Genomic DNA, 20,600 nt, shown 5'->3' with positions numbered 1-20,600 from the left:
AACCGACCGAGAAGCCTTATGCCCCGGCGCTTATTCAAACGTTACATGCCCGACCCGACGAGCATCAGGGAACACAAATCCTTACGCTTTCTCGGCAAGTTGCTGCATGACCCGAACCTCTGGCACCTCAACCGCCACTCGGTGGCCCGAGCGATGGCGGTTGGCCTGTTCGCCGCGTTCCTGCCCATTCCGGCGCAAATGCTGGTCGCCGCCGCACTGGCAATCACCGTGCGCGGAAACATGCCGATCGCCGTCAGCCTGGTCTGGCTGACCAACCCGATCACCATGCCGGCGGTATTCTTCTGCACCTATCAGGCCGGCGCATGGTTGATGGACGTGCCCGCGCGACACCTGCCGGACGAACTGTCCTGGGAATGGATCAGCGGCGAACTGTCGACGCTGTGGCAACCGTTTCTGCTCGGATCCGTGGTGGTCGGACTGGTGCTCGGCGCCCTCGCCTACTGTGTTGTGATGATGTACTGGCGCTGGTGGGTCGCCCGACAATGGGCACGGCGCAAGAAAAGCCGGCTGAAATGAACGCAAAACGGCCTCCGCAGTGGGAGGCCGTTTTTTATTGCAGTGTTTGGGGTGGTGCCATCGCTTGCGGGCAAGCTCCCACAAAAAACCGCGGCCACCCTCAGGTCGAGTATCAGCTCGCCTGCTGTTGATTTTGATGCACCGGCGACGTTGAAGCCTGAGACTTGAAATCAGCTGAAAATCAAAAGCCCCTCACCCTAGCCCTCTCCCGGAGGGAGAGGGAACTGACCGTGGGGAATGCGAAAGTTACGCCGACCTGAAATACCGAGTCGTACGCAAATTTCAAAGCCAACCAGGATCGGCTCCCTCTCCCTCGGGAGAGGGCTGGGGTGAGGGGCGAATCCACCGCAAACCCCAAGCCAAACACCCGCTTCTCACCACTCAACAATGAGCGTTAGCTCGAGTGCTCTTGATCTTGATCTTGCCTAACCGGCGACGTCGGAAGGCTGAGCGCAGGGATTGATCCGGGCGTGGGAGCGCAGCGACCGTACGACGAAGTCGTACACAGCGGAAGGAGGTGCAGCGCAGCAAACCGTAGCCGCTGCGCCCGGATCAGTCCCGGAGCGAAGGGACCCGAGCCTGCGAGGGCCGTACGTAGGAGCAAGCGTTTTTTTGCTTACTTTTTTTAGGCGCTTGTAAAAAAAGTAAGTCGCCGTCAGGCGAAACCACAAGCAGCCGTTACCGCAGCAACGGATATGTACCCAAAACTCACCGCCTGAAAGCCAGCCATCGCCAGATCAGGTACGCATCCCCCGCCCACTCACCAGCAACCGCGCGCAACCGAGATACAACACCACCGTCGCCACCAGCATAAACGTGATCGCGATACCGATCCGGATATCCGACACCCCAAGAATCCCGTAGCGGAAGGCGTTAACCATGTGCAGCACCGGATTAGCCAGCGACACCGTCTGCCAGAACGGCGGCAACAGCGTGATCGAATAAAACACCCCACCCAGGTAAGTCAGCGGCGTCAGCACGAAGGTCGGAATAATCGAAATATCATCGAAGTTGCGCGCAAACACCGCATTGATGAAGCCCAAAAGCGAGAAAATCGTCGCCGTCAGCACCACCACCAGAATGGTCACACCCAGGTGATGCACCTGCAGATCGGTGAAGAACAGCGAAAGAATCGTCACGATCAAACCCACCGCCAGACCGCGCAACACGCCACCAATGGTGAAGCCGATCAGAATCGTGTGCGGTGACACCGGCGAGACCATCAGCTCTTCAATAGAGCGCTGGAACTTGCTGCCGAAGAAACTCGAAACCACGTTGCCGTAGGAGTTGGTGATCACCGACATCATGATCAGCCCCGGCACGATGTACTCCATGTACGTGAAGCCCCCCATGTCACCGATCTGTCGGCCAATCAGGTTACCGAAGATCACAAAGTACAGAACCATGGTGATCGCCGGCGGCAGCAGGGTCTGCGGCCAGATCCGCATGAAGCGTTTGACCTCGCGGTAAACGATGGTCTGCAGGGCGACGAGGTTGGGACCGAACTCAGAACTCATACCGCCACCTTCGACAGATTTTTTTCTACCAGCGACACGAACAGCTCCTCGAGGCGATTGGTTTTATTACGCAGGCTCAGCACTTCGATGTTCTGCAAGGCCAACTGGCCGAACAGCGCAGTAATGCCCATCGACTTGTCGACCTGCACTTCCAGCGTGTGCGCATCAATCAGTCGCGACGGGTAGCCGACCAGTTGCGGCGCGGCCGCCAGATCGCCCTTGAGATCGAGCAGGAAGGTTTCCACATGCAACTGACCGAGCAGCTGACGCATGCTGGTGTTCTCGACAATCGTGCCGTGGTCGATGATGCCGATATTGCGGCACAACTGCTCAGCCTCCTCCAGATAATGCGTGGTGAGGATGATAGTGATGCCTTTCTGGTTCAGTTCGGTGAGGAAGGTCCACATCGACCGACGCAGCTCGATGTCGACGCCCGCAGTCGGCTCGTCGAGGATCAGCAGGCGCGGTTCGTGCACCAGTGCGCGAGCGATCATCAAGCGCCGCTTCATGCCGCCGGACAGCGAACGCGACGGCACATCGCGCTTGTCCCACAAGCCCAGTTGCGTCAGGTACTGCTCGGCGCGTTCCTTGGCGATCTTCGCCGGAATGCCGTAGTAACCGGCCTGGGTCACGACGATGTCGAAGGTCTTTTCGAACTGGTTGAAATTGAATTCCTGGGGCACCACGCCGATCGAGCGCTTGAGCGCGGCCGGGTTCTTGTCCAGGTCGTGGCCAAAGATATTCACTGTGCCGCTGGTCTTGTTGACCAGAGTCGAGAGAATGCCAATCGTGGTGGATTTGCCGGCGCCGTTGGGGCCGAGCAAGGCGAAGAAGTCACCTTCGGCGACGTCCAGATCGATACCACTCAAGGCCTGGAACCCGTTGCCGTAGGTTTTGGTTAGCTGCCGGATGGACAGAGCGGAACTCATATCGGATTTACGCACCATGAAGGGAAGAAAGGACTAAATAAGGGCGAGCGGCGAGGGAAACAACCGCGGCGCAAGTTCGCAATGGTGCTTGCCGCCGCCGCACAAGTACAGTCAAGTGTGTCGATAGTAATTATCAAGTCAACGCGGTCATGACCGCTTTCTGATAGGCCGGACGCTGTTTCAGGCGCTCGTACCAGGCTTGCAGATGAGGTTGTGGCGCGCGCTCGATGGGCATTTCAAACCAGGCATAAATGAAGCTGCCGAGCGGGATATCGCCCATGCCGATTTCATTGCCGGACAGGTAAGGCTGGCTGATCAGGGCATGGTCGGCCATGTTCAGCAATTCATCGCATTCCTTGATCGCGGCATTGATCGCCGTCCAGTCCTGCTTCTCGGCAGGCGTGCGCAACACGCCCCAGAACACCGTGCGAAACGGCCCGGCAAAACTTGAGCTGGTCCAGTCCATCCATTTGTCAGCGGTGGCGCGGGTGCGCGGATCGGCTGGATACCAAGCGCTGTCTGACGCATGTCTGGCCAGCAGATAACGGACGATGGCATTGGATTCCCACAGCACCAGCCCCTCGTCTTCGATCACCGGAACCCGGCCATTCGGATTCATCGCGCGGTATTCGGGCGTGTCGACCACACCGAATGCGCCACCGGCATCGATCGCCTCGTAAGCCAGCCCCAACTCTTCGGCCGCCCATAATGCCTTCCTGACATTCGATGAGTTTTTCCGTCCCCAGATCTTCAGCATGACCGCCTCTTTGCAAGTGAGTGGACGGCCAGCATACGCCGGATCAGCGAGCGCTCACATCACTGAGCATGTCACCCAGCAAAGCCGGTTGCTGATCGGTAAACAGGTGCGGATAGCATTTTTGCAGATGCTCGAAGAAGAACGCTTCCGGCACATCGCTGAACTGGCCGTGATCAACCAGGTACTCCATCAGCAGCGCGCCGTCACGGTTGTACGGGTGAAAAACGCTGTCATTGACGCCATCGAATTCCAACGGTGCGACGTTGAACAGCTCACACAGTTGCTGATTGAACGCCGGCGTGGCCTTGACCCAACGGCCATCAAGAAAGAACTCGGTGTAGCCGTGCATGGCGAACCGGTCGCTTCGCAGCAGCTCGAGCAGACGCGGCGTCGACAGGTGATTGCGCACATCGGCCAGGCCAATGCGTGCGGGAATGCCGCAGCGTCTCGCGCAGCCGGCGAGCAACGTGGCTTTGGGCACGCAATAACTTTCGCCGGTTGCCAATGCATGGCTGCCGCGCAACGTCTGCGGATCGCGGCTGAACGTGTACGGGTTGTAGCGCACCGCTTCGCGCACGGCGTAATAGAGACTGATTGCCTGCTCACGCGGATCATGGCTGGCGCCGCGATGCTGCTCGGCGAACTCCACCACTGCCGGGTGGTCACTATCGATGAAGCGACCGGGGCTCAGAAACTCGTGCATGACGGCAATCTCCTAGATGAATCACGAGTCTAGCGACAGCCTGAGCACAGAGATAACGACGTTTCGGCCAAACCTGGAAGCAAAGCCGCGGGATCGGCGAACGATTTCCCACACGTGTTGCCCACCGAACTTACGAAAACCATCCGGGGTTTCCCACGATTTCAATCACCTTGGTCTGACCACCCGCTTTTACAGATGCCGTCTAAGCTCTGGAGGGTCGATTTGCCTTGGTTCACGGAGGACTGAATATGCTGTTGTTGTGGATACTGGTTTTGATCGTTGGTGTGGCGTATCTCGCTCACCGGCGCATCGCCCCTCTGCCTGCTTTGGGCATCGTCGCCGTCTACCTGGTGGCGATGGGCATTTTCAGTCACGCGCCGGGCTGGTTGCTGGCCTTGTTCTGGGTAGTGCTGGCGCTGATCGCCGCACCTTTGCTGCTGCCTGACCTGCGCCGCCAGCATTTCACCGCACCGCTGTTCAACTGGTTCCAGAAAACCCTGCCGCCGATGTCACAGACCGAACGCGATGCCATCGACGCCGGCACCGTGTGGTGGGATGGTGAACTGTTCAGCGGGCGCCCGGACTGGGAAAAACTGCTGGCCTACCCCAAGGCGCAATTGAGCGAAGAAGAGCAGGCTTTCATCGACGGCCCGACCGAAGAACTCTGTGCAATGGTCACTGACTGGCAGATCGGCCAGTCGATGGATCTGCCGCCTGAAGCCTGGGCACATATCAAGGAGCATGGCTTTTTTGCCTTGATCATTCCCAAGGAATTCGGCGGCAAAGGCTTCTCCGCTTATGCACACTCACAAGTGGCGATGAAACTGGCCACCCGCAGCGGCGACCTCGCCTCCACGGTAATGGTGCCCAACTCCCTCGGCCCGGCCGAACTGTTGCTGCATTACGGCACCGACGAACAACGCAATCACTACCTGCCACGGCTGGCCCGCGGCGATGACATTCCGTGCTTCGCCCTCACCGGCCCGCTCGCCGGCTCCGACGCCGGGGCCATGCCCGACACCGGCATCATCTGCAAAGGCCAGTGGCAAGGTGAGGAAGTCATCGGTTTGCGCCTGAACTGGGAAAAACGCTACATCACCCTCGGACCGGTCGCGACACTTCTCGGCCTGGCCTTCAAGGCTTATGACCCTGAGCATCTGCTCGGCGAAAAGGAAGACCTGGGCATCAGCCTGGCACTGATCCCGACCGACACCCCCGGTGTGGAGATCGGTCGCCGTCACCTGCCGCTGGGCGCGGCATTCATGAACGGGCCGAACTCCGGCAAAGACGTATTCATCCCGCTGGACTACCTGATTGGCGGTCAGGAAATGCTTGGCAAAGGCTGGATGATGCTGATGAACTGCCTGTCGGTCGGTCGTTCGATCTCGTTACCCGCAGTCGGCACCGGTGCGGCCAAATTCACCAGTCTGGTCACCGGGCAATACGCGCAGATTCGTGAGCAGTTCAACGTACCGCTGTCCGCGTTCGAAGGTATTCAGGAGGCCATGGCGCGCATCGGCGGCAACGCATGGATGATGGACGCCGCGCGAATGCTCACAGCCAATGCGGTGGATCTGGGCGAGAAACCTTCGGTGCTATCGGCGATCCTCAAGTATCACCTCACCGAACGCGGGCGCGAGTGCATCAGTCACGCCATGGATGTGCATGGCGGCAAAGCCATCATCATGGGCCCGAACAACTACCTGGGGCGCAGCTGGAACGGCGCGCCGATTTTTATCACCGTCGAAGGCGCGAATATTCTCTCGCGTAATCTGATGATCTTCGGTCAGGGTGCCATCCGCTGCCACCCGTTCGTGCTCAAGGAAATGGCCCTGGCCGGCCGCGAAGACAAAGACCAGGCGCTGAAAGAATTCGACGGCCTGCTGCTCAAACACATCGGTTTCGCCGTCAGCAATGCCGCCAGCACCTTGGTGCTCAACCTTGGCTTCGGTCATTTCGAACACGCACCGGGCGACAGGATCAGTCAGGGCTACTTCCGTGCGCTCAACCGACAGGCCGCAGCGTTCGCCATGCTCGCAGACTTCAGCATGATGCTGCTGGGCGGTGAACTGAAACGCCGCGAACGCCTGTCGGCACGCCTTGGCGATGTGCTGAGCAACCTGTACCTGGCCTCCGCCGCGCTCAAGCGTTATCACGACCTCGACTCGCCGGCGTACATGGAACCGCTGCTGCGCTGGGCCATGGAGGAAAGCCTCGGCCAGTCGGAGCGAGCGCTGGATGAACTGCTGCGCAACTTCCCCAACAAGGTGTTTGGCTGTCTGTTGCGGGTCATCGTTTTCCCGTTCGGTCGTCGCCACAAAGGCCCGTCGGACAAGCTCGGCGCCGAAGTGGCGGGCGTCATCGGTCGCGCCAAGGGCGATCCAGCGCTGGAACAACTGCTTGCTGGCTGCTACCGCCCGCAATCGCCTGACGACGCAGTCGGTGCACTGCAACACGCCAGCGACCTGCTGCAGGCCGCGCAGCCACTGCACAAAAAACTGCACACTTCGCTGAAAAGCGGCCAAGTCAAACCAGTCGCCGGCGAACACGCCATCGACGCGGCACTGGAGGCCGGCGTACTGCAACCGGTCGAAGCGCAAAGCCTGCGCGACGCCGAAGCCGCACGACGCAAAGTGATCGATGTCGATGATTTCGACAAGGAAGAACTGGCGCTGGCCGAGGGCAAAGTCCGCTGACCTCAGCTGCCGTACAGCGTTTAACCTGTGAAAAACGGGCGCGGGGGCTTTATACTCCCGCGCCCGTTTTGCTCTTGAGGACTTATCTCGTGTCCAACGTCGTTGCCGATCATCTTGTATTGCTCGACCACCTTCGCAGTATCCTGGTCGCCGTAGGTGAGGCCGAACAGGTGCCCGAAGAAAGCCATGCCCTGTTCCTCGAGCGCTTCGACGAACTGCTGGCGTCCTTGCCGATCGACCCTATCGAAAGCCAATACCTTGGCCAGGACATCCTGACCCAGGTCATCACCCGCTACCCACAAATCGCCCATCTCATCCCGCGCGACCTGCTGTGGTACTTCGCTGGCGACTGCCTGCACTATCTGTCCGACGAAGAAATCGACTTGTATCAGGCACTGGAAGAACGTCGCTACGAAGCCGAACAGAACGACGAACCGTTCGACTGGAACCAGGAAAAGCAACTGATGGCGATGTCCGCGCAGGACAGCAAGCACTGAGATTGCCCTGATCATGAAAATGCCCGCAATGGTGATGCCATGCGGGCATTTTTTTGGCTCGTGATGCCGAATGAGGACAACGGCATATGCAAGGGCCAACGTCAAAAGCCCCTCATCCTAGCCCTCTCCCAAAGGGAGAGGGGACTGATCGTGATGAATTGAAAAGTTACGCCGACATGAAATACCGAGTCGTACTCAAATTTTGAACGGCCCACAAATCAGCTCCCTCGCCCTCCGGGAGAGGGCTGGGGTGAGGGGCAGCCACACCGCAAACCCCAAGCCAACCACCCGCTTCTAACCACTCAACAATGAGCGTTAGCTCGAGTGCCCTTGATCTTGATCTTGCCTAACCGGCGACATCGGAAGGCTGAGTGGAGGGATTGATCCGGGCGTGGGAGCGCAGCGACCGTCTGGCGCAGCCAGACACAGCGGAAGGAGGTGCAGCGAAGCAAACCGTAGCCGCTGCGCCCGGATCGATCCCGGAGCGAAGGGACCCGAGCCTGCGAGGGCCGAACGTAGGAGCAAAGCCTTTGGTTCCTTTTTGGCGTCTGAAAAAGGGACTCGCCGTAAGGGCGAAACCGCCAGCCGCACCACCCGACGGCAACGGATATTCACCCAAAAACCCCAACAGTCTGGTCGGCCCAAAGGCCGCCAAGACCAAACAAAACCAGACCGAAAAATCAGAGCAAACCCTCCCCCTCCGGCAACTCATAAGCCATCGCCACATTCCCCCAGCCAACCGCCCCGGCCGCCCCAAGGTCGGCTCCTTCTGCAGACACTCCACCAGATAATCGATAAACACCCGCAGCTTGGGCGGCAAATACCGCGTCGGCGAGTGCAACAACCACAACCCACCGTGATACGACGCCAGAAACGTCCACTGCGGCAATACCTGAACCACCAGCCCCTGCTCCAACGCATAACGCGCCGTGAAGTACGGCAGACTGCCAATGCCAATATGCTGCAACACCGCCCCCAACCGCACACCCGTATGGTTGGCGGCATAGCGCCCGCGCACCCCGACCGTCACCGCTTTGCTGCCTTTCTTGAATTTCCACCGTGCATCACTCGGGGTTTCGCCCAGATAAATACAACTGTGATTGAGCAAATCATGCGGATGCGCTGGCGTGCCGTGTTCGGCCAGATATTGCGGCGTGGCGCAGAGCAAATGATCGATGGTCAGCAACTGACGCCCCACCAGCCCCGCCGGCGGCCGATCAGTAATGCGAATCGCCAGATCGACATGATCATCGATCAGATCCACCTGGCGATCCTCCAGCAGCAACTCGACATCGACCTTGGGATAACGCCGCAAAAACTCCGGCATGTGCGGATGAATCACGAAGCGCCCCACCGCCTTCGGCACACTGACGCGCACCAGCCCTTCGGCCTCATGGGTGAACTGGCCGCTGATTTCCATCACCGAGCGGGCGGCACTGACCATCTCCTGACAGCGTTTGAAGACTTCTTCGCCACCGTCACTCAAGCGCAGCTTGCGCGTGGTGCGCTGCAACAAGCGTGTCGCCAGCGCCTTCTCCAGCCGGGAGATGCTGCGGCTCACCGCTGAGGGTGACGAACCGAGTTGTCGAGCGGCTTCAGAGAAGCTGCCGGTCTCCACGACCCTGACGAAAATCGCCATTTCTCCGAGTAACGGTAGCGGCAAATTTATGCTCACAGCACACAAGTCCTTTGATGTTTGAACGGATTATCACGCTATTACCCGATTCATATAATAAAAAAAGAAACTTTAATAAGGGCATGGAATATGACGCTTCGCCTCTTTTTCCATAGTGATGACCTCAAGGCCAATGTGGAAGTCCTCGACTGCACGCCCCAGGAAAACGAATTTGCTGTCGTGCTGCGCGCGACCCTGTTTCACCCGCAGGGCGGCGGCCAGCCCAGCGATACAGGCTGGATTGGCGAAAGCCAGGTATCGCGCGTGGTGCAGGAGCCGGAGCGGATCATCCATTTTGTCGACCGTCCGGTACCGCTGGGCATGACAGTGATCCGCATCGAGGAACAGCGGCGACGTTTTAACACGCGCATGCATTCGGCCGGCCACTTGATCGGACATTTCATTCAGGCGCAGGGCTGGACGCCGATCAAGGCTCATCACTGGCCGGATGAAGGTCGTGTGCAATTCAAACCCGGCGACGCCGCGCAGGAACTTGACGTAGCGGCCGTACAACAAGCGCTCGATCAATGGATCGCCGACGATCTGCCACGCCTGACCTCACTGCGCGAAGGTGCGCGGGAAATCAGTTTCGGTGACCTGCCCGCTTATGGCTGCGGCGGCACCCATGTACGCAGCCTGAAGGAACTGGGCACAGTCACGATCTCGTCCCTTTCGCAGAAGAAAGGCACGTTGTCCGTCCACTACAGCGTGGATTGAGGATTTTGAACGCTGCCGCACGCAGCGTTCGACGCCGGGGGACCGCATTCGCCGGTTCCGTTGACTATCGATAGATGGACCTAAGACATGATGCTAGACGTCGAGCGTCTCGATGAGACGTGCATAAAAAAACTGGCCAACGAAGAAGTCCTCGCCATCCGCGTCAAAAGCTTTCTGGCCGAGCCGCTGGCGATCGAGATTGGCAACAAGATCCTCGCACCCGGGTTCGAGGGTTACATCAACGCGCCGAGCATTGGCCGCATCGGCATGGCGTTTTACGAGGCGGAAAATCAACCGCTGCTGATCGAGGATTACTTCGAGCGGGCGGCCAGCAACATCGCCGAATTGCGCAATCGCTGTGCGCCCTACTCTTCACCGATCGACACCTTGCGCTGCCTGCTCGACGAATCCTGGCCGGCTGGTGCGCACCTGGAAAACCTCTACGGGCGCAAAATGTATGTCGGCCTGTCACGGGTAGTGAAGCCGGGCGTGTGCTTCCTCGCCCATCACGACATCTTCGCCAAGGATGCCCCGGACAGTTTTCAGGCGCGCAGTCTGGAGGCGCAGTTCGCCTGCAACGTCTACCTGAACATGCCGACCGAAGGCGGCGCGTTGCAGATGTGGGACGACCGCATCACCCCTGACCAATTCGATGAGATGCGTGGCGACAGTTACGGCATCGACCCCGCCCTGCTCGGCCCTCCTGCTCTGGAGGTCCGGCCGCAACCGGGCGATTTCATCATGTTCAATTCGCGGCGCATGCACTCGGTGACCCCGGGCGTGGCTGATCCGCGCTTGAGCCTGTCGTTCTTTGTCGGCTATCGCGGCAATGCATCACCCCTGACTTACTGGAGCTGAAATGTATTCGAATTATCTGGGCGAATTTCTCGCGCTGGCGACCATCCATTTCCTGGCGGTTGTAGCTCCCGGACCGGACTTTGCCGTGACCATCCGCCAAAGTGTGCGCTTCGGCCGGTTGGTCGGTATTTGCACGGCGCTGGGCATCGGTGCAGGAATTTCCGTGCATGTGCTTTATACCCTGCTCGGTGTCGGCGCCCTGATGCACACCACGCCGTGGTTGCTCACCGTGGCCAAAGTGATCGGCGGCGCTTACATCCTGTACCTCGGTGTCAGCCTGCTGCGCAGCAAACCGAAATCGAGCGTTGAAGGTGAAAAATCCACCGACGAGCCGCTGGTCAAACAAACGTTGTTCAAGGCCTTCAGCACCGGTTTTCTGACCAATGCCACCAACCCCAAAGCCACGCTGTTTTTCCTGGCGATCTTCACCACGATCATCAGTGCCAGCACGCCGCTGCAAATTCAGGCGCTCTATGGATTGTGGATGTGCTTCGTCAACGCACTGTGGTTCGTGCTGGTTGCGCTGTTTTTCTCGAGCAACCGGGTCAGATTGCTGTTCATGCGCATGGGGCACTGGTTCGAGCGCACCATGGGCGTGGTTCTGATTCTGTTTGCCGGCCGGTTGATGCTGTCGATGTGACGCGTATCAAAAAAAATCCCGAGTAACGATCGGGATTTTTCACATTCATGGCTGGCTTGAATTTTTACGCGAGCGGATTTACATCCAGATGATAAAAGCCAGAGCATCGCAAACCCCTTGATTCGACGGCCTCAATCAATGCTCTAATTCGTCTGAGGAATCGCCAACCGATGTCAGATTTCTCACGCTCGAAATGAATCGAACAGCTTCTGGAGCACTCAACTTAACAAAACGAGTGGCTTCCTTCTCTTCACAACGCGAGCCGTCTCCCCCACTGGTAACGCCAATCTGCAAGAATCGCTGGGTTGCTGGATCTTGCACAAACAGGGGCCCACCCGAATCATAGTTACATGTCGAAAGCCCGGGAGTGCCCGCGCACAAGTTACTTTCGCTACGCTGACCGGGATACAACTCGGAACATCTTTTATCCGTTATTACTGGCAACTCTACTTGCTGCAACAAGTCTGGCTTTGTGGGAAAGTGAGTATGCAAAAATCCCCACCCTATGGCTCGTACCCAATAGCCAGGCTTCTGATAGGTATCGTCTTCCGATGACACAAGACTGATTGGCTGTACTTCAGTAACCGGCGAATCGAGTTCAACAATGGCAATATCAAAGCCACTCTCCCAATCAGGATAAATATGTAAAGCATGTATACGCCTAGTCAGACCCTGACTGGCATCGGCTTGTGAGACCCTGTTGATAAAGATCTCGCTTCCCACAACTATTGCACCAGTGATGCAATGCGCGGCGGTCAACACCAGAATTGGCGATATCAAGGTGCCGCCGCAATGATGATTGTTCGGCACCGTGTATGCGGTTTGAAAGCTCGCCATGAAAGGATAGCGTCCAGGCGGGGCATCGGAGCCGCCGATGATTCTGGAGTTGATATCTGCAACTACATTTGTAGTTACTGCGTGCCCATATGGCGTCACTACGAAACTTATCAGCATTGCGAGCAAACGCAATACTGGATATTTATTTTTGCCGCCAAAACCAAAGAATGACAAACGACAGCATGATAAGACCTTCATGAAAATTCCTTTTTAATCCGCGACTATCCAGGATTGTGTCAGCACAACAAAGTGCCACATAGCTTAGACATATACTGTACAACCAATGTTAATGAGTAGAGATCTGACAGCTATACACAACTTCATCATCAAGAAAAATAGTATATATATGGAAACATGCAAGTATGCTGATTCGCTTTACTCACACATCCCACTTCCATTTGCGCGATGCCTAATGCAGATAACAGGTTCGCGCCCATGCGCAGCGGACGGTAATAAACGCGCACAAAAAAACGCCGATCATCGCTGATCGGCGTTTTTGTGAATATGGAGCGGGAAACGAGACTCGAACTCGCGACCCCGACCTTGGCAAGGTCGTGCTCTACCAACTGAGCTATTCCCGCAATGGCGTCCCCTAGGGGACTCGAACCCCTGTTACCGCCGTGAAAGGGCGGTGTCCTAGGCCACTAGACGAAGGGGACACGGCTACAACTTTCACTAATAAAAACGCCGCTCACTGAGCGGCGTTTCTAGAATTTGGAGCGGGAAACGAGACTCGAACTCGCGACCCCGACCTTGGCAAGGTCGTGCTCTACCAACTGAGCTATTCCCGCAAATGGCGTCCCCTAGGGGACTCGAACCCCTGTTACCGCCGTGAAAGGGCGGTGTCCTAGGCCACTAGACGAAGGGGACACGCTACCCGGAACACATGGTGTGTGTTTCGGTGTCCAGATCCGCATCAAAAGACTTGGTTCTGGTTTCACTCAGCACCGCCCGAAAGCACTGCCGTTTAAAACTGGAGCGGGAAACGAGACTCGAACTCGCGACCCCGACCTTGGCAAGGTCGTGCTCTACCAACTGAGCTATTCCCGCATTGGCGTCCCCTAGGGGACTCGAACCCCTGTTACCGCCGTGAAAGGGCGGTGTCCTAGGCCACTAGACGAAGGGGACACACTACAACATTCACTCCCTGCTGCGCTTCGCTGTGTGCTTTACGCTGCAAGTGGCGCGCATTCTATGGATGGATTGAGGGGTCGTCAACCCCCAGATATAAATTTATTTAAATCAATGACTTCGCCCCGCTTTAGGGCGGCAGGCGGGCTTTTCCGTCGTCCGATGTTTGACGCCTATATTCCGCCACGGGCCAAGGCGTTATATTCCGCACAGTGATGGCAATCTGTACATCAAGCGCCAGCATTCATATAAACAATGTGCGGCCGATACAGATTGAACTGCCGAACCGAATCGTCGAGTGGCGCTAGGCGGCCCAATGCCCAGCCACTACACTCATGCGAACCCTATAAAGAGGTCTTACCGGTGACACCACTCATGATCACCCTGCTTGTCATAGCCGGGATCGCAATTCTGATCGCCATTGGCTACATGAACCATGTGGTGGAAAACAACAAACTGGAGAAGGCCCGCACCAAGGTCGAGCTCAACGACCGCCTGCGCCGCTGCGGCGAACTGACCGAGACCTTCCCCGGCCAGTTCATGAGCCCGGCACTCAAGCTGTTGCTGACCCGCCTGGAGCTGAACGTCTGCCAGCGCCTGCTGAACCTGGAAAAAACCAGCGCCACCACCAAAGCGCGCATCACCGAACTCAGCGCCCTGGTGGCTCAGGGCGAATCGATTCCGGTCAACAACCCACCAGCACCGATCATCACCGAAGCCAAAGCCAAAGACGTACGCTTCCTCCTCGAAGCCCTCCACGGCCAGATCACCCGCGCCGCCCACGACGGCTTCCTGCCACCGAACGAAGCCAAACACTGGGTTCGCGAAGTGCGCCATATCCTCGTGCTGCTGCACATCGAATTCTTCAACAACCTCGGCCAGCAATCCCTGCAACAAAACCAGCCCGGCCAGGCCCGCCTCGCCTTCGAACGCGGCGTGCAATACCTGCGCAAACAACAGGACCCGCAGATCTACGCCGAACAACTGCAATACCTGGAAAAACTGCTGGCCCGCGCCAACGCCCAGGTCATGGACAAGATCGCACCGGTCGAAGGCGAAGAAAACCAACTGACCGCCGGCCTCAAAGATGTCGAGGCTGACGCGGACTGGAAGAAGAAAGTTATTTACGACTGATTGCAGAGATTTGAAGAGAAGCCACCGCGAGGTGGCTTTTTCATGCGATCGCGGCAAGAGCCTGACAAAATTTCGCTGAAGAGGAGACCGCGTTCGCGAGCGGGCTCACGCAACGCGTCGCTGCTCACCACTCCTACGATGAGCGGTAGCTCGAGTGCATTTGATCTTGCCTTAATGTTGGAAATCAATCTGAAGAATCAAAAGCCCCTCACCCTAGCCCTCTCCCGGAGGGAGAGGGGACTGACCGGGGTGGATGCGAGAGCTGCGCCAACCTGAAATACCGAGTCGTACACGATTTCAAAGCCAACACAGATCAGCTCCCTCTCCTGGGGGAGAGGGCTGGGGTGAGGGGCAGCCACACCACAACCCTAAAGCCAACCACCCGCTTCTAACCACTCAACAATGAGCGTTAGCTCGAGTGCCCTTGATCTTGATCTTGCCTAACCGGCGACATCGGAAGGCTGAGTGGAGGGATTGATCCGGGCGTGGGAGCGCAGCGACCGTCTGGCGCAGCCAGACACAGCGGAAGTAGGTGCAGCGAAGCAAACCGTAGCCGCTGCGCCCGGATCGATCCCGGAGCGAAGGAACCCGAGCCTGCGAGGGCCGAACGCAGGAGCAAGCCTTTGGTTCCTTTTTGCTGGGCCGGCACTCCGGCGTCTGAAAAAGGGACTCGCCGTAAGGGCGAAACCGCCAGCAGCAACACCCGAAGCAACGGATATTCCCCCAAAACACCCAAAGCCCAGTCGGCCCAGAGGCCGCCAAGGCTCAATCAAAGCCGAAAATGCCCAACCATGGACCGCAACTCTCCCCCAACTGCGCCAGCTCAACACTCGAAGCCGCATTCCCGCGCATCGCAATGGACGACTGATCGGCACTCGCACGAATACTCGTCACACTGCGATTGATCTCCTCCGCCACCGAACTCTGCTCCTCGGCCGCCGCCGCAATCTGTTGATTCATCTGCTGAATCAACGACACCGCCACCGCAATACTCCCCAGCGCACTCTCGGTCTGCAATGCATCACTGACTGCCAGCTTTACCAGTTCGCCGCTGCTCTGAATCTGCTGCACCGACGACTGCGCCGCCGAGCGCAAAGCACTGACCAGCCGCTCAATCTCCTCAGTCGATTGTTGCGTACGCCGCGCCAGCGCGCGTACTTCATCGGCGACCACGGCAAAGCCCCTGCCCTGCTCCCCGGCCCGCGCCGCTTCGATCGCAGCATTCAATGCCAATAGATTGGTCTGCTCGGCGACGCTCTTGATCACCTCCAGCACCGTGCCGATATTTTGAATTTCAGCACTGAGACTTTCGATGCTCGAACTGGCGGAAGTTGCCGAATCGGCCAACTGCTCGATCCGTGCCATGCTCTGTCGCACCACTTGCTGGCCACTCTCGACCTTGTCATCCGCGGTCTGTGCGGCCAACGCCGCCTCCTCGGCATTGCGTGCCACGTCGTGCACGGTGGCAGTCATCTGGTTCATCGCGGTGGCAACCTGCTCGGTCTCTTCCTTCTGGCTACTCACCTCAAGGTTGGTTTGCTCGGTGACCGCTGACAACGATTGCGCCGAACTGGCCAGTCGTTCGATGCCCGCCTGCAAACCGCTGACGATTGTGCTCAGCCCTGCGCCCATCTGCTGCATCGCCAGCATCAACTGGCCGATCTCGTCGCGCCGGGTCACTTGCACGCTTGCACTCAGGTCGCCGGCCGCAATCCGCTGCGCCACCTGAATGACGCTGCGCAACGGCGCGACGATCAGCCGGGTGATGAACCATGCAGCAAGCACCCCGACCAGCAACGCCAGGACCGAGGAGCCAATGATCAACAGCGAGTTTTTCTTCAGCTCAGCCTGCATCGCGGCGTCCTCGGCGAGGTAGGCCTGATTCACCCGCTCGACCACCTGATCAGCACGCTGATGCAATTGTGCGTAGACCGTTTTTTCCTGATCGAGCAAACCGGTGTATTCAGCGAGTTTATCGCTGAAACCGGCGATATGCCCGGACACTTCGTTAAGCACGGTCAGATAGCCCTCGTCCTTGACCGTGGTTTTCAGTTCTTCGGCCTGCGTCTGCGCTTGTGCCGCCTGTTCTATATTGCCCTTGCCGGCGCTGTCGGCGTCGCCCTTGCGACTTTGATCGAGACGAACCCGGGCCTCGTTCATTGCCTGCAACATCAGGCGCGATACCTGGCTGACCTGACTGGCCTGTTCGATGAACTGCGCCCCATCCTTGCCCTCGGTGTCCTTCAAGGTATACGCGCCGTCGTCGGCCAGCCCGGCCTGCAGCACATCAAGGTTATTGGCGACGCTGGATACCGACCAACTGGCCATCTCCAGTGCCAGATCCTTGGCCTGGGACAGCGAAACGAACTCATCGAACGCCTTGCGATAGGCGCCCAGCGACTGCTCGACATCGTTCATCACCGACACATTGGCCGGCGTGCGCGCCTTGAGCTCGTTAGCCAGGGCAACCAGACCGTCCACGCCTTCACGCAGGGCATCGGCCGTCTTCGGGTTGCCGTGCAAGGCATAATCCTGTTCGAGCAGGCGCACCTTGAGCAGACTGCTATTGAGCGAGGACATCTGCTTCAGCCCGTCGAAGCGCAGACTGATAGTCTGCAGGGACCAGACGCCAATTGCCGCCACCAGTGCGGTCAAAAGCAAGACCAGCACAAACCCGATCCCCAGTTTCTTCGCCATACCGAGATTGGCGAAACGTCCTTGCATGGCCGAAATCATTGCGCGTGCCCCCTGCCATTATCATTAAAGCGAAGAGTCGCAACGGCCATGAACCAGCACAAGTCTCTGCCGTCGCAATAATGGCAAAAAGCTACAGCTGCGTCGTTTTCAGAACACTGGAGGTCGATCCGAACCGGTATTGCGAAAAAACTGTCGAGCCCGTGGATCACAGGCATAGGCCACATTGATCCGGTGCCAGTCAGCGGATTCGCCACTGGGGCTGAACGCATCCGCATCCGCCAACAGCACGCCACAGCGCTGGGCCTGTCCGCGAACCGAGCGCTGATCGGTCATCCGCGCACGCGCCCAGATGAACAACCCGCCCGCCGGCCTGCCGAACACCTCCCAATCAGCGTCTTCCAGCGCCTGCAACGCAGCGGCGCGATCGGCGTTCAAGCGCTGCCGCTGGCGCTGCACCAGCTTGCGGTAAGCACCACTGACCAACAGCGTCGTCAGCACCGCCTCGGAAAACCGCGACACCCCCAAGCCGCTGACCATCTTGACCTGCGCCAGACGCCGGACCAGCTCACCGTCAGCAACGACAAACCCGACCCGCAACGAACTGCTCAGTGTCTTGGAAAAACTGCCCACATAAATGACTCGACCGCCATCGTCCAGCGCAGCCAGTCGCGTACCGTGGCCAGTGTGCAGGTCTGCATAGACATCGTCTTCGATCAAGCGCAGATCATGAATCCTGCTCAATTGCAAAATACGCTGCGCCACGCCCGGCGACAGGCAACTGCCAGTAGGATTGTGGTGATGACTGTTGATGAACAACGCTGCGGGCTGAAATTTCTGCAGCAAAGCTTCGAGCGCTTCGACATCCGGCCCGTTCTGCGTACGACGCACTTCGAGCATGCGCACACCCTGCAGGCGCAACAGATCGAACAACGGCGCATACCCAGGGGTTTCAACCACCACACAGTCACCGGCCTTGAACAACGTGCGTACGATCAGATCCAGCGCATGACTGGCGCCGCTGGTGCTCAATAACTGCGAACTGTCAGCGTCGATATTCAGCCGCTTCAAGTGCCTGACAATCTGCTCACGCAGCGCCGGCAGACCCAGCGGCGTGCTGTAGTTGAACAGACTGGCCATGTCGGTACGGGCCACCTCACGCAGCGCATAGCTGAGATCGTCCGGCTCGCGCCAGCTCTGCGGCAAACCACCGAATCCGAGCCTCAAGCCACCGCCGATGTCGCAAACCGCACCGCACCCGCCATAACGTCCGTCGAACGATTCCAGCTCAACCTTGGCGCCACGCGTCAACGGCGAGGCCGCGACCAGAAAGCCGGCACCCTGGCATGTACTCAGTACGCCCTGCGACACCAACCGCTCACATGCCTCGACCACACATGAATGACTGAGCAGATTGCCCCGCGCAATCTGCCGGGCAGAGGGCAAACGAGTGGCAGGCGGCACACCACTTTGCACAATCCATTGCGTCAGCCCATCAACAATCTGCTGCACGACCGGCACCATTGCCTGTCGATCAATTCTCAACTCCATGAGCAAGCAAACTCCTGTCCGTTTCGCTGGCCGCAGTAAATCACAGCCACGCCGGACAGCCTGTGCGACAACGCCGCCAAAAGCGACCGTTCTAACGGCTTGATACACATTGTTTAAAGGGATACACGGAGTTGAGCGGGCATCAACGCAACGCCTTAAATCAAAAGCGCCCTCACCCTAGCCCTCCCGAAACGTCGGACCGCCCCGAGGGAGAGGGGACTGACCGAGGTGGATGTGAGAGATAACGCCAACCTGCGATACCGAGTCGAACGCAAGCTTTGAATGGCCCACAAATCGGCCCCCTCTCCCTCGGGAGAGGGCTGGGGTGAGGGGTGAGGGGTGAATACACCATAAATCCCAAGCCAACCACCCGCTTCTAACCACTCAACAATGAGCGTTAGCTCGAGTGCTTTTGATCTTGCGTCACCGGCGACATCGGAAGGCTGAGCGCAGGGATTGATCCGGGCGTGGGAGCGCAGCGACCGTACGACGAAGTCGTACACAGCGGACGTAGGTGCAGCGAAGCAAACCGTAGCCGCTGCGCCCGGATCAGTCCCGGAGCGAAGGAACCCGAGCTTGCGAGGGCCGTACGTAGGAGCAAAGCCTTTTGGTTCCTTTTTGGCGTCTGAAAAAGGGACTCGCCGTAAGGGCGAAACCGCCAGCCGCACCACCCGAAGCAACGGATATACACCCAAAACCCATAGAGCATGGTCGGCCCACAGGCCGCCACGCCCACAAAGAAATCAGAACGCCGTAACCCCCCATCCACCGCCAACGAATGCCCAGTAGTAAATGCCGCCCCATCACTGCACAGGTACAGCACAGCACTGGCAATCTCCCCGACCGTACCAATGCGCCCCACCGGATGCATGGCATTGGCAAACTCACCCTTCTTCGGGTCCGCCTCATAAGCGCGACGGAACATATCGGTATCGATCACCGCCGGACACACCGCATTTACCCGAATCTTTTTCTTCGCATATTCGATCGCCGCCGACTTGGTCAGCCCGATCACCGCATGCTTGGACGCCGCATAAATACTCATCTTCGGCGCCGCCCCCAACCCCGCCACCGACGCCGTATTGACGATCGCCCCGCCGCCCTGCGCCAGCAGCAATGGCAACTGATACTTCATGCACAGCCAGACGCCTTTGACGTTGACGCCCATGATCGCATCGAACTCATCCATCGAACCGTCGGCCAGTTTGCCCTTCTCGATCTCGATGCCAGCGTTGTTGAAGGCATAGTCGAGACGGCCGTAGGTATTGATGACTTCGTCCATCAGATTTTTCACATCGCTCTCGACGGTCACGTCGCAACGCACGAAGGACGCTTCGCCACCGGCGGTACGAATCAGCGCCACCGTGCCCTCGCCGCCTGCTGCGTCGTAGTCGGCAACCACCACCTTCAAGCCTTCGGCGGCGAACGCCTGAGCGGTCGCGCGGCCGATGCCGTTGGCCGCTCCGGTAACGACAACGACTTGACCGGAAAACGTCATGCTCATGCGGATGTCCTCGAACAGTTGGGAATGCTGGTATTGGCTGGAGCGCAGCATAGCCATGGCGCTCGATCGCGCGTCAGCACTATCCACACAGCGGTTATGCCCCCATGAACTGCAGTGATTAACCTATGCCGGCCACTATCATCGTAGTCGATTGAAGTGCATTCGCCGCATCAGCCAACCTTGCACCAATGGCCGCCGAGGGTCTATCAACAAAGCTTCATTC

At 58.4% G+C, this 20,600-nt stretch carries 14 protein-coding genes, 6 tRNA genes and 3 pseudogenes; 7 read left to right on the top strand and 16 right to left on the bottom strand.

Translation table 11 applies throughout. The features are described from left to right. Positions 1 to 18: 18 nt before the first annotated feature. Positions 19 to 537 (top strand): DUF2062 domain-containing protein, encoded by a 519-nt coding sequence (locus M0746_RS04905; RefSeq protein WP_258448368.1) that lies wholly within the window; start codon positions 19 to 21, stop codon positions 535 to 537. Between the two features lie 737 nt (positions 538 to 1,274). On the opposite strand, the gene M0746_RS04900 is transcribed toward M0746_RS04905, so the two are convergent. The 4 genes from M0746_RS04900 to M0746_RS04885 form a co-directional block, all read right to left on the bottom strand. After that, positions 1,275 to 2,054 carry an ABC transporter permease gene (locus M0746_RS04900; RefSeq protein WP_039760202.1) on the bottom strand — a complete coding sequence of 260 codons (780 nt, stop codon included), beginning with the start codon at positions 2,052 to 2,054 and terminating at the stop codon, positions 1,275 to 1,277. Then, on the bottom strand, positions 2,051 to 2,983 hold the full coding sequence (locus tag M0746_RS04895; protein ID WP_203419030.1) for an ABC transporter ATP-binding protein: 933 nt from the start codon (positions 2,981 to 2,983) through the stop codon (positions 2,051 to 2,053). The genes M0746_RS04900 and M0746_RS04895 overlap by 4 nt, the downstream gene beginning before the upstream one ends. A gap of 133 nt (positions 2,984 to 3,116) precedes the next feature. Further along, positions 3,117 to 3,740: a glutathione S-transferase family protein gene (locus tag M0746_RS04890; RefSeq protein WP_258448367.1), complete on the bottom strand. Its 624-nt coding sequence runs from the start codon at positions 3,738 to 3,740 to the stop codon at positions 3,117 to 3,119. Positions 3,741 to 3,783: 43 nt separating this feature from the next. Beyond that, complete coding sequence (locus M0746_RS04885; protein WP_258448366.1) at positions 3,784 to 4,443, bottom strand: transglutaminase-like domain-containing protein; 660 nt, start codon at positions 4,441 to 4,443, stop codon at positions 3,784 to 3,786. 248 nt (positions 4,444 to 4,691) lie between these two features. Between M0746_RS04885 and M0746_RS04880 the strand changes: the two genes are divergently transcribed. Together M0746_RS04880 and M0746_RS04875 are read left to right on the top strand one after the other, a co-directional pair. Continuing rightward, entirely contained in the window at positions 4,692 to 7,139 is a 2,448-nt protein-coding gene (locus tag M0746_RS04880; protein WP_258448365.1) for an acyl-CoA dehydrogenase, read from the top strand. Between the two features lie 89 nt (positions 7,140 to 7,228). Beyond that, positions 7,229 to 7,636 (top strand): PA2817 family protein, encoded by a 408-nt coding sequence (locus M0746_RS04875; protein WP_258448364.1) that lies wholly within the window; start codon positions 7,229 to 7,231, stop codon positions 7,634 to 7,636. Positions 7,637 to 8,316: 680 nt separating this feature from the next. Here M0746_RS04875 and M0746_RS04870 read toward each other — a convergent pair. Continuing rightward, a pseudogene (locus M0746_RS04870) lies at positions 8,317 to 9,311 on the bottom strand (LysR family transcriptional regulator). 90 nt (positions 9,312 to 9,401) lie between these two features. On the opposite strand from M0746_RS04870, the gene M0746_RS04865 reads away from it, so the two are divergent. The 3 genes from M0746_RS04865 (at position 9,402) to M0746_RS04855 (ending at position 11,526) form a co-directional block, all read left to right on the top strand. Then, complete coding sequence (locus M0746_RS04865; RefSeq protein ID WP_258448363.1) at positions 9,402 to 10,028, top strand: alanyl-tRNA editing protein; 627 nt, start codon at positions 9,402 to 9,404, stop codon at positions 10,026 to 10,028. 87 nt (positions 10,029 to 10,115) lie between these two features. Next, complete coding sequence (locus M0746_RS04860; RefSeq protein WP_208940181.1) at positions 10,116 to 10,886, top strand: 2OG-Fe(II) oxygenase; 771 nt, start codon at positions 10,116 to 10,118, stop codon at positions 10,884 to 10,886. A 1-nt stretch (position 10,887) separates the two neighbouring features. Then, on the top strand, positions 10,888 to 11,526 hold the full coding sequence (locus tag M0746_RS04855) for a LysE family translocator (RefSeq protein WP_258448362.1): 639 nt from the start codon (positions 10,888 to 10,890) through the stop codon (positions 11,524 to 11,526). A gap of 135 nt (positions 11,527 to 11,661) precedes the next feature. Here the strand turns inward: M0746_RS04855 and M0746_RS04850 are convergent, their stop codons facing one another. From M0746_RS04850 to M0746_RS04820, 7 genes are all read right to left on the bottom strand, one after another. Beyond that, positions 11,662 to 12,561, bottom strand: a complete 900-nt coding sequence (locus M0746_RS04850; protein WP_258448361.1) for a S1 family peptidase — start codon at positions 12,559 to 12,561, stop codon at positions 11,662 to 11,664. 307 nt (positions 12,562 to 12,868) lie between these two features. After that, positions 12,869 to 12,944, bottom strand: a tRNA-Gly gene (locus tag M0746_RS04845). 2 nt (positions 12,945 to 12,946) lie between these two features. Next, a tRNA-Glu gene (locus M0746_RS04840) sits at positions 12,947 to 13,022 on the bottom strand. Between the two features lie 56 nt (positions 13,023 to 13,078). Continuing rightward, positions 13,079 to 13,154: transfer RNA gene (locus M0746_RS04835), tRNA-Gly, on the bottom strand. 3 nt (positions 13,155 to 13,157) lie between these two features. Continuing rightward, positions 13,158 to 13,233, bottom strand: a tRNA-Glu gene (locus tag M0746_RS04830). 104 nt (positions 13,234 to 13,337) lie between these two features. Next, positions 13,338 to 13,413: transfer RNA gene (locus tag M0746_RS04825), tRNA-Gly, on the bottom strand. 2 nt (positions 13,414 to 13,415) lie between these two features. Then, positions 13,416 to 13,491 (bottom strand) — tRNA-Glu (locus M0746_RS04820). A gap of 378 nt (positions 13,492 to 13,869) precedes the next feature. Here M0746_RS04820 and M0746_RS04815 point away from each other — a divergent pair. Then, on the top strand, positions 13,870 to 14,628 hold the full coding sequence (locus M0746_RS04815; RefSeq protein WP_172833250.1) for a hypothetical protein: 759 nt from the start codon (positions 13,870 to 13,872) through the stop codon (positions 14,626 to 14,628). Between the two features lie 765 nt (positions 14,629 to 15,393). On the opposite strand, the gene M0746_RS29400 is transcribed toward M0746_RS04815, so the two are convergent. The 4 genes and pseudogenes from M0746_RS29400 to M0746_RS04800 form a co-directional block, all read right to left on the bottom strand. After that, entirely contained in the window at positions 15,394 to 16,101 is a 708-nt protein-coding gene (locus tag M0746_RS29400) for a methyl-accepting chemotaxis protein (RefSeq protein ID WP_446731315.1), read from the bottom strand. Positions 16,102 to 16,305: 204 nt separating this feature from the next. Next, positions 16,306 to 16,482, bottom strand: a pseudogene (locus tag M0746_RS29395) (HAMP domain-containing protein); the annotation flags it as partial. Between the two features lie 990 nt (positions 16,483 to 17,472). Next, complete coding sequence (locus M0746_RS04805; protein ID WP_258448360.1) at positions 17,473 to 18,873, bottom strand: aminotransferase-like domain-containing protein; 1,401 nt, start codon at positions 18,871 to 18,873, stop codon at positions 17,473 to 17,475. Between the two features lie 757 nt (positions 18,874 to 19,630). Continuing rightward, positions 19,631 to 20,377 (bottom strand): annotated as a pseudogene (locus M0746_RS04800) (SDR family oxidoreductase); the annotation flags it as partial. Positions 20,378 to 20,600: the final 223 nt, after the last annotated feature.

Origin of the sequence: Pseudomonas sp. S11P7 (assembly GCF_023195435.1) — a bacterium.
Lineage (GTDB): Bacteria > Pseudomonadota > Gammaproteobacteria > Pseudomonadales > Pseudomonadaceae > Aquipseudomonas > Aquipseudomonas fluorescens_G.
The sequence above is the reverse complement of the archived record's forward strand: the minus strand, read 5'-3'. Positions and strand labels throughout refer to the sequence as shown.